Annotated in this window: 11 protein-coding genes; 1 reads left to right on the top strand and 10 read right to left on the bottom strand. The window is 44.9% G+C overall.

The window, feature by feature from the left end; genetic code table 11:
• Positions 1 to 489: 489 nt before the first annotated feature.
• Complete coding sequence (gene mnmA / locus Q0314_RS10935; protein ID WP_298058961.1) at positions 490 to 1,506, bottom strand: tRNA 2-thiouridine(34) synthase MnmA; 1,017 nt, start codon at positions 1,504 to 1,506, stop codon at positions 490 to 492.
• A 340-nt stretch (positions 1,507 to 1,846) separates the two neighbouring features.
• Here mnmA and Q0314_RS10930 point away from each other — a divergent pair, with 340 nt between their 5' ends.
• The gene (locus tag Q0314_RS10930) at positions 1,847 to 1,996 is read left to right on the top strand and encodes a hypothetical protein (RefSeq protein WP_298058959.1); all 150 of its coding nucleotides are present in this window, start codon (positions 1,847 to 1,849) and stop codon (positions 1,994 to 1,996) included.
• A 37-nt stretch (positions 1,997 to 2,033) separates the two neighbouring features.
• Here the strand turns inward: Q0314_RS10930 and Q0314_RS10925 are convergent, their stop codons facing one another.
• The 9 genes from Q0314_RS10925 to folK form a co-directional block, all read right to left on the bottom strand.
• Positions 2,034 to 2,192: a hypothetical protein gene (locus Q0314_RS10925; protein WP_298058956.1), complete on the bottom strand. Its 159-nt coding sequence runs from the start codon at positions 2,190 to 2,192 to the stop codon at positions 2,034 to 2,036.
• Between the two features lie 40 nt (positions 2,193 to 2,232).
• Entirely contained in the window at positions 2,233 to 2,829 is a 597-nt protein-coding gene (locus tag Q0314_RS10920; protein WP_298058953.1) for a TIGR00730 family Rossman fold protein, read from the bottom strand.
• A gap of 416 nt (positions 2,830 to 3,245) precedes the next feature.
• Positions 3,246 to 4,079: a flagellar motor switch protein FliY gene (gene fliY / locus Q0314_RS10915; protein ID WP_298058950.1), complete on the bottom strand. Its 834-nt coding sequence runs from the start codon at positions 4,077 to 4,079 to the stop codon at positions 3,246 to 3,248.
• Positions 4,072 to 5,178, bottom strand: a complete 1,107-nt coding sequence (gene fliM, locus Q0314_RS10910; protein WP_002947559.1) for a flagellar motor switch protein FliM — start codon at positions 5,176 to 5,178, stop codon at positions 4,072 to 4,074. Before fliM ends, fliY begins: the two co-directional genes overlap by 8 nt.
• Entirely contained in the window at positions 5,178 to 5,873 is a 696-nt protein-coding gene (locus Q0314_RS10905; protein ID WP_298058963.1) for an RNA polymerase sigma factor FliA, read from the bottom strand. Before Q0314_RS10905 ends, fliM begins: the two co-directional genes overlap by 1 nt.
• Positions 5,857 to 6,210 carry a hypothetical protein gene (locus Q0314_RS10900; RefSeq protein ID WP_002947554.1) on the bottom strand — a complete coding sequence of 118 codons (354 nt, stop codon included), beginning with the start codon at positions 6,208 to 6,210 and terminating at the stop codon, positions 5,857 to 5,859. The genes Q0314_RS10905 and Q0314_RS10900 overlap by 17 nt, the downstream gene beginning before the upstream one ends.
• Positions 6,211 to 6,225: 15 nt before the next feature.
• On the bottom strand, positions 6,226 to 7,092 hold the full coding sequence (locus Q0314_RS10895) for a MinD/ParA family protein (protein WP_122874404.1): 867 nt from the start codon (positions 7,090 to 7,092) through the stop codon (positions 6,226 to 6,228).
• Entirely contained in the window at positions 7,085 to 8,494 is a 1,410-nt protein-coding gene (gene flhF / locus Q0314_RS10890; protein WP_298058935.1) for a flagellar biosynthesis protein FlhF, read from the bottom strand. Before flhF ends, Q0314_RS10895 begins: the two co-directional genes overlap by 8 nt.
• Before the next feature lie 112 nt (positions 8,495 to 8,606).
• Positions 8,607 to 9,107, bottom strand: coding sequence for a 2-amino-4-hydroxy-6-hydroxymethyldihydropteridine diphosphokinase (folK, locus tag Q0314_RS10885; protein ID WP_298058932.1), 501 nt, complete (start codon positions 9,105 to 9,107; stop codon positions 8,607 to 8,609).
• Between the last annotated feature and the right edge of the window lie 58 nt (positions 9,108 to 9,165).

Here is a 9,165-nt window from a genome sequence, read left to right as displayed (position 1 = left end):
GAGGGCGGAGTAAACTATATCCAGATAACTAACGCGTAATCTTAAGTGGGGCGGAGTTTTTCCGCTCCCTACGCTATACGACTAACGATTATCAACTCTATAGCCAAATTTACGCAAACATATCTAAATGTAACTCTTTTTAGTAAATTTAAGCCTACCTACTAACCGAGCAATAATCTTTCGCGGTTAGTCTCTTAACGAGCATATAAATCAGTAAAACTAATTTTTACTCCACGAGGCCATAAGAGCACTTTTTCCACAAACCAAACCATACGCAAAGCGATTTCCGATTTTAAAAAAGGCAAATTTAGATCGTGAGTACTGGGCTCCTAAAACTCGATTATTTATAAATTTAAGTGCATAAAAAATGTCGCCAAACAGTAAAATTTGAAGTTAAATTTGTAGATTTCGCCGAAACGCCGCTACCGCAAACGCCTCGGCAAGAGAGTCAAATTCGACCGCCCGAAGCGATCAAATTCAAGATAAAATTTACAGGATAAATCCGCTGCCGATAACCAGCTCGCCTCTGTAAAATACCGCCAGCTGCCCGCTAGCCACGCCAAATGCGCTCTGTTTTAGCTCGACCTCGGCGGTGCCGCCCTCTAGCACCTTTACGTGCGCGTTTAGCCCGATACTGCGGTAGCGAACCTTGACGTCGCAGTCAAACTCGCTCTCGTCCACGAATAAATTTAGGCTATTTACCGCGATCTTGCCGCGCTCAAGCTCCTCTTTTGGTCCCACGACGATGCGGTTATTTGCCGCGTCGATAGCGAGCACGAAATGCGGCTCGTGCGCCCCAAATACCTCAAATCCGCGCCTCTTGCCGATCGTGTAGTGCATGTAGCCGTTGTGCCGCCCGATCACGCGTCCAGAGCTATCGACCACGTCGCCGGGCAGATCCGTCTCATAGTGCTTGTTTAGCACCTCGATATAGGTATCCTCGACGAAGCAGATCTCGCTGCTCTCGGCCTGCTCGCCGTATTCGCGAAAGTTCGGCAAGGATTTTGCCAGCTCTTTTATGTCCTTTTTAAATTTATCCCCGAGCGGGAAAATCATATCGGCGATTATCTCCTTTGGCACCTGCGCTACGAAGTAGCTCTGGTCTTTGCTAGGATCGGCGGCGACTCTGATAAAGCCGTCTTGAACGCGGATATAGTGGCCTGTAGCAAGCTTTTCGCAGCCGATACTTTTGGCAAATTTTAGTAGTTCGCCAAATTTTATAAAGTGGTTACAAAGCGCGCAGGGATTTGGCGTCTTGCCTTCTTTATAGGAGCTAACAAACGGCGTATAGACGTATCTGTCAAATTGTTCTTGCAAATCAAGCACGTGATAAGTGATACCCAGATACCCGCACGCACGGGCGACTTTATCGATATTTTTTTCATGATATCCGGGCTTTTTGTGTAGCTTCATATAGCAGCCCACGACCTCGTGACCCGCTTCTAGCAGCATTTTGGCGCTCATGGTGGAGTCGACGCCGCCGCTCATGGCCATTAGTATTTTCATTTTTCTTCCTATTGTGAGGGCTTGTCTTTTTAGCGCTTTTTACGGAGTTTGTAAATTTTCGGCTTGATGAACTATATGTTCTATCTACGCCGAAAATTTACCGCACAGCCGCAAAAATCATCTAAAAATACCGCACCCTAAAGTTTTGTATTTTAAATTCAGCTTTAAAATTTACAAATCTCGCCCTAGCCCCACAATAAGGCAAATTCGTATAAATTCGGTGCGATTATATAAAAATTAGCTTAATGCGCTATAAATTTGCGAGCCAAGGATAGCGAGCTAAGCGTGCATTTAGCTTTCGCGCCTTGCTCGGCTCTGAATTTTACCCGCCAAGACGGCAATGCAGGATTTGCAAACGGCGATGACGCGGTTAAATTTACCGAATTTGACGCAAAAGGCAAGCATATCGGCAAATCCGCTTAAAAACACAAACCAAACCGCGCAAACAAATTTGCAAAAATCAAAATTTAACGCCGAACGCCAGATATAAGCACCCAGCAAATTTGCAGAACAAATTTAAATAGCCGTCAAAGCCTGCTTACGGCTATGGCTTGAGTTTCACCGTCTTTTAGATTTCTATCTTTATTTTGTACGCCGTCAAATTTGACGGCAAAATAGCCGCAAATAGCGATAAAAACGAGGCAAATCAGCGCAAAAGCGATCCTATCTCGCATCCTATCAAACATCGCCAAATCCTCAAAATTCGTAAAATTTTAGCACGCTAATTTAGTTTAATATCCCCAAAATCTCGTTCCGCACAGTATCTAGATCATCGCTGATCGTATAAAGCGACAGATCCTCCTCGCTGACGGCTTTTTCGCGTATCAGCGTGGTTTTGATGAAATCATCGAGCTTGCTCCAAAACTCGCTTCCGATGAGGAAAATTTTAGCTTTTTTGGCGCCGATTTGCGCGAGCACTAGGATCTCAAACAGCTCGTCAAGCGTCCCAAAGCCGCCCGGAAACACCAAAAACGCACTCGAGCGCTCGATAAGGGCAAATTTGCGAGCGGATAAATTTGAAAAAACGAAGTTGCTAGTGGCGTATTTATTCGTCACTTGCTCAAACGGAAGCACGATATTTAGGCCTATCGACGGACTTTTGCCGCTCTCGTACGCTCCTTTGTTTGCGGCCTCCATCACGCCAGGCCCGCCGCCGCTAACGACGGCAAAACCGCCGTCGGCAAGCTCTTTTGCGAGACTAAAGGCCATTTTACAGTATTTGCTGTTTTCGTCAAATCTGGCCGAACCGAAAAACGTAACGCTAGGATTTTTATAAGTCGCAAAATCCCTAAATTTAGCCAGATCGTTTAAGATTTCATCCATCGTCTCTCTTTTTAGTTTAAATTTACGCGCTAGAGCCGTAAACCGCTACCGAATTTACCGCGCAAGCATAAAAGCGATGATAGCTAAAACGGATTTAAAAATAGATGACGCGCGATTAAATTTGAGATTAATTTTAGGTAGATTTCAAATTTGCAAAGCTATCAAAGCGGTTTAATTTTGTTCAAATTTGCCGGCAATTTTAGCGCTAAACGGCGCAAACTCGTAAGGCAAACCTATTTTAAAAGCACAAAACCGCCGCCTTAACCTTTAGCGCAAATTTATGCGGTGGTTTCTAAAAATGCGGCGGCTTGCAAATTTAGGTCTCCAAATTTGCTCGCGATTTCGTGCTAAATTTGGCCGAATACAACTTGGTTTTAAAAAAGCGCCCCAAGGCGAAATTCGTCCGATTTTAGCCCTTAACGTAGCTGCTCGAGGCGCTCTTTTTTCGTGCCGATCTGAGTGATCTGGATGCCGAAGTTACCGTCCACGATGACGACCTCGCCTAGAGCTACAACCTTGTCGCTGATCAAAATCTCAAGCGGGTCGTTTGCGAGCTGATTTAGCTCGATGACCGAGCCTATGTCCATCGTGAGCACGTCTTTTAGCAGCATTCTTTTTGAGCCGATACGCACGTGAAGCGGCAGACGCACATCCATTATAAGCCCGATATTTCGCATTTCCTCGATGCTTAGATCGCCTTTTGCGGGGGTTGCTTGCTGGGCGGGCTCTTTGTGATCTTTATTTAAAAATTTCACCAATGCAAAGTCAAGCACTATGGCGATTTGCTCGCTGACGTCTCCGATTTTAACGGAATAGACGTATATTTTTTCAAACGCGTTCAAATCAAAATTTGCGCTCTCGTCGAGGAAATTTACTTTCGCGACCTCGAAATTTAGCTTCGGCATGCCTTTTTGCGCGCCAAGGCTCGTAGAAAATGCGCCCATGATATTTGAAAACACCTCTTTAGCGGCATCCAGCTCGTCCTCGCTTAGATTTTCGTTGCGCGAGATCTCTTCTTCTCCGAGCATCCACTCGCCGATCGCGCTCATCAGTACCGGCGTGGCTACTAGTATCATCTTTGCCGTCGTATCGCCGCTAACGGCTATGTTTGCAACGGCTAGAGGCGGTTTTATGCCTTCTTGCTTAGGAGCGTCGTATTCGTTTCTCTCGCCTATTTCAGGCGTCCTACCAGTTAGCCCTTCGACCGTAGCCTTTACCTCGTTTACGAAAATTTTAAAAAAATCATTCATTGTTTTCATCCTCGCCTAATATATCATCGTCTTCGTACTCATCCTCGTGCTCTGTGCTCATGAGTTTTGCTCTACGTTCTTCTTCGTACTGCTCGAGGATATTTTTGATCTCGTCTTTGTCGCTTCTGATTAGCTCTTCTATGCGGATAGATTTTCTAAATCTATGCAGCCCGACCTCAGCCAAAAACACCTCTTTTTTATCGATCGTTACGATAGCTTTGTCGTTTGCCGAGCGGTCAAGGCGCAGTATGTCGCCCTCTTTTAAATTTAAAAACTCGTTTACGCTAACTATGCTTTTACCTAGTATCGCCTCATATAGCACCTCGGCGCGCCCGATCAGCGTTTTTAGCTCTTTGTTTCGGCTCTTTTTCGCGCTCGTTTCGCCTAGCATTATATCGCGGTTAGCTAGGCGGCTTAAGATCGGCTCTAGGTAGATGACCGGATAGCAGATATTTATCATGCCGCTTGAGTTGCCTACAATGATCTCCATGACGACCATTATCACGATCTCGTTTTGGCTTACGATTTGCACGACGTTTGGGCTACTTTCTTTAGCCTCGACGTTTGGGTACATATCGGTGATCATCGACCAGCTCTCTTTTAGGCGCTGCATCATCATCCTTAGGATCGCATCGAGCAAATTTACCTCGATATCAGTTAGCTCCCTGCTGGTCTCAAAGCCCTCACCGTTACCGCCTAGCAAGCGATCTATCATCGGAAACGCGATGCTTGGGTTTATCTCCAAAACGCAGTTGCCGTCAAGCGGCTTGATCGAAAAGACGTTAAAGCTAGTGGGACTTGGCAAACTCATCAAAAACTCGCCGTACGTCATCTGATCGACGCTATGCAGGCGGATCTCCACGATACTTCTCATAACGCTTGAAATTTGAGAAGCCAAATTTCTCGCAAGCTTGTCGTGTATGCCCTTTATCGCGCGCAGCTGCTCTTTACTCACGCGGTTTGGGCGTTTAAAATCGTAAATTATTACCTGCTGCTGTTCTTCTTTTTTTGATTTTTCGCCGATAGATTCGCTAGCATCGTCGTCGTCCACGACTTCTAGTAGCGCGTCTATCTCTTCTTGACTTAAAATGTCCGCCATTATTTACCCTCAAGCTTTTTTCTTATTTTTTCCATCAAACGCTTATGGATCTGCGAGATCCTACTCTCGGTAATCTGCAAAATTTCGCTGATCTCCTTTAAACTCAGCTCTTCGTAATAATAAAGCTGTACGATGAGCTGATCGCGCTCCTCAAATTCGTTTAAAATTTGAGTTATCTTTTCTATCAAATCCTCTTTTTCGACCCGTTCTAGCGTATTCTCCTCGCTCATTAGCTCCATTTGATCGTCGATGTTTAGGACGGCGACGACGGCGCTCACGTTTCTTGCTTCGCTTACTTTTTCTACGTCGATACCAAGCTTGCCTGCGATATACGCATCGTCGGGTTCGCACTCAAATTTATTAAAATACTCATTCACTAAAGCCTCGATAGACTTTACCAAAGTACGGTCCGAGCGGCTAACCACGTCAAGCCCGCGTAAAAAATCAAGCATCGCGCCGTAAACTCGCTTTTGCGCGTAGCCCCAAAACGAGTCGTTTTGCTCTTTGTCGTATTTTCTAGAGAGCTTTACCATCTCCTCCAGCCCAGCACCGATCAGGTCGCTAACGTCGATATGAGCGGGCAGGCGTTCCTTTAGCCTAAAAGCCATCGCGCGAAGAGCGGGCGTGTAGGCTAGCACGACCTCGTCTTGTTCTTTTTTTAAATTTGAGGCATAAGGATTATGCGGCTTTTGCATTTCTTTCGCCATTTTTGCCTAGCGCTTGTTTTATTAGGATATTTTCGCTAGCTAGCTTACTTAATATATTATCTATACGCTTTTCTCTAAGAGCTAGTTCGCCGATAAGATAATCAGCTGTTTGCTCGTATTGCTCTTTATCAAATCTCTTTTTAAGAGATAGTCTTACGTCGATATAGTTCATTATGATAACGTGAATCACGAGATAAAAGAAAAACGTAATCACGAAAGTATAAAGCAACATCTGTATCGGGTCGCTTAACTTTAACGCCGAAAAAACGACTCCCGTAAAAAATCCGCAAACAGTAAAAAATGCTATAAAATTTTCCGCTTTCAAAACTAAATCCTAAATTTAAAATTGCTCAATCATGCGCCTAAAAAAGGCGCTAAAGCTATTGACTTGACCATCTTTAAGCACTTTTTGTTCCAATCTCGAAATAAGCCTTTGAGCTATCTGATTTAACTCTAAGCTCGGCAGACAAAATTCGCTATCGTCGGTAAAAAGCGTACGCTGTTTTATGCTCTTTGAGACGCTTTTATCCTCGCTAATAGCGCCTAAAAACTCCAAATTTAGCGGATTTTCGATATTTGCCTTGGCCACTTTTTGAATATGCTCAAATATCCTCATCGCCTCTTTTTCGTTTTTTACCATATTAAAAACCATCAAAAGATTGTCTTTATCTTTTGAGGTGATTTTTATAACGGCATAGGCGTCCGTTATCGCTGCGGGGTCGGGCATAGTAACCACCACGACCTCGTCTGCGGCCTCTAAAAATAGCCGCGTGTTTCCGCCTATACCCGCGCCCGTGTCGATGATGATAAAATCAAGCCCGTCAAGGTTCGCCGACTCGGCAAAAAACTGCTCGCACAAAAATTGATTGTTAAATTTTAATATCTCCTCGCCGCTTTCACCGGGAATCAGCGTCAAATTCGGCTTTATCTCGATCAAAATATCTTTTAAGGAACATTCGCCTTTTAGCACGTGAAGCAAATTTTTATTAACGCGCACGTTTAAGATGACGTCTAAATTCGCTAGCCCGATATCCGCGTCAAAAAGAGCGACTCTATACCCGCTTTTGGCCAAGACGTTAGCCAAATTTGCGCTTATGGTGCTTTTACCTACTCCGCCCTTTCCGCTAGTTACAGCGATAAAATACGTAGTTTTTGCTTTGGCTTGGGCGGCCACTATGCCTTTTAGTTTCTCGGCCTGATTACTCATTATGTTCCTTGCTAAATCCCTCTAATACGCAGCTTACTAAAAATTCGCTCTTTGCCACCAAGATATCGTCCGGTACTTCCTGTCCGACGGAAAAAAAACTAACCGGCTTGTTCGTCTCGTAAACTAGCGAAAATACGTTACCGAAAATTTTGGTTTCGTCAAATTTGGTGATAATCAGGGTATCGATGTCAAGAAAGCTAAAACCGTTGTAAATTTCAAGCATATCTTCGATCTTTGCCCCGGCCGATAGCACCAGATGCACGTCTATATGCGTATCCGTACTTTTTATAAACTTTTCTAGCCTTGACAGTTTTTCTTTATCGTACTGCGAGCTGCCCGTGGTGTCTATGAGGATAACCTCGCAGTGATTTAGTTGCTTTAGTGCGTTTTTAAAATCATCAACTTCGATAACGTCAAGGATCGGTAGCTTCATCATCTTTGCGTATTGAAACAGCTGCTCGACCGCCCCGATACGGTAGGTATCAAGCGTGATGATGCCCGTTTTTGCACGCTTACCGTCTCCATACGCAAATCTTGCAGCAAGTTTAGCTAGAGTCGTAGTTTTACCAACTCCGGTCGGCCCAACCAGCATCATTATCTTTTGTTTTCTATCGTCCTCTTCGCTCCTGCACGGCAGCATCTTTCTAAGCAGCGAGCTAAAATATCTCCTAACCGCAGTCGGATTAGCCTTCATCTGAGGCGACATATTTTCCACGGTTATTTTCATTATTTGCTCTAGGTGCTCTTCTTTCATGCCGCTATTTTTGGCATCTTTGTAGATGCTGGCAAACTCGGGCGGTATGCTTAGGTTGTTTCTAGCACCCGCTCGCTCCTCCCAGAACATATCGGCTATCATATTTACTTTTTCGCTTAGCATACTTACTTGCCTTGCGACGTCGTCTATCTTTTTATCGTAGTTTTGATCTTGGCGACTAGGCATAGTTTCGATATTTGCTATTTGGCTTATCTCTTTTGCGGCTTTTGAGATGTTTAGGAGTATGTCCTCGCCGCTATTTTGAACGGTTTTGTAGTTTTGATTTTGCGAGGCTGAGCTCGTGGAGTTTTGGCTAAAATTTGCCGCAGCTAAAGCGCTTTGAGCTTCGACTTCAAAAAGCTCGCGCTCGTCTAAAATAATCTTTTGCGGCCTTTCCTCTTTTGCTGCCTGAGCGCGCAAAAACTCCTCGTAGCCCTTTAAATTTTGCTTTTGTGGCTGATTTTTTTTCTGCTCGCTCGCGTCCTCTTCGACGCTGACCAAAATTTCATAAAGCGGCTTTTTGTTTATCGTCTTTGGCTGAATTTGCTTCGTCGTTACCAAGATCGCCCTCTCGCCGCACTGAGCTTGCGCCTTTTTTAGCGCTTCCATACTGCTCTCGCCGGTAAACGTATAAAACTTCGTCGCCAAATCTTCTCCTTCGTTTCTCGCTAAATTTAGCTGCCTTTAGCCCAAATCGTCGCGGCAAAGGCTATGCATTTTCCGTTCCCGCTTCAAATTTAGGCTTTGCGGCCGCTAAATTTTAAAATTTCACTCCGCTTTTGCTAACGCGCCTCATCGTCCCAAGCGGCAAAATCACGCTAGCCCTGCTTTGCGCGCCAGGATGGGGCAATATAAGCCGCGCGTCGTTTCTGTTTCGTCCGCTAAAATACAAAATGTCTATATCAAGCGTCCTGGGCGCGTTTTTAAAGCTTCTCACGCGTCCAAAACGCCTTTCTAAATTTGCCGTTATTTTTAAAATTTGCCTCGCGGCAAGGCTCGTTTGCACAAGCATTACGGCATTTATAAAATCAGCCTGCTCTTTAAACCCAAACGCCTCGTTTATGAGGAGCGCCGAGTTTTCTACGACGTGAAACCTGGTGTCTCGGCTGAGCTTAAAATGCAACCCATTAAAGCGCTTTTTTACGTCGCCGATATTACCGCCCAGCCCCAAAATAACGCTATTTTTAAAGCCCGGTCTAAAATCAAAAACCTTTGGGAAAAAGAGGCATTTATCAAAGCGTCTCGCCCCCGCTACCCTCATAAAATTTCAGCCCCGTTTTCGCGTACGACCACGACGTCCTCGATGCGCACGCCAAACT

Origin of the sequence: uncultured Campylobacter sp., assembly GCF_938040115.1 — a bacterium.
Lineage (GTDB): Bacteria > Campylobacterota > Campylobacteria > Campylobacterales > Campylobacteraceae > Campylobacter_A.
The sequence above is the reverse complement of the archived record's forward strand: the minus strand, read 5'-3'. Positions and strand labels throughout refer to the sequence as shown.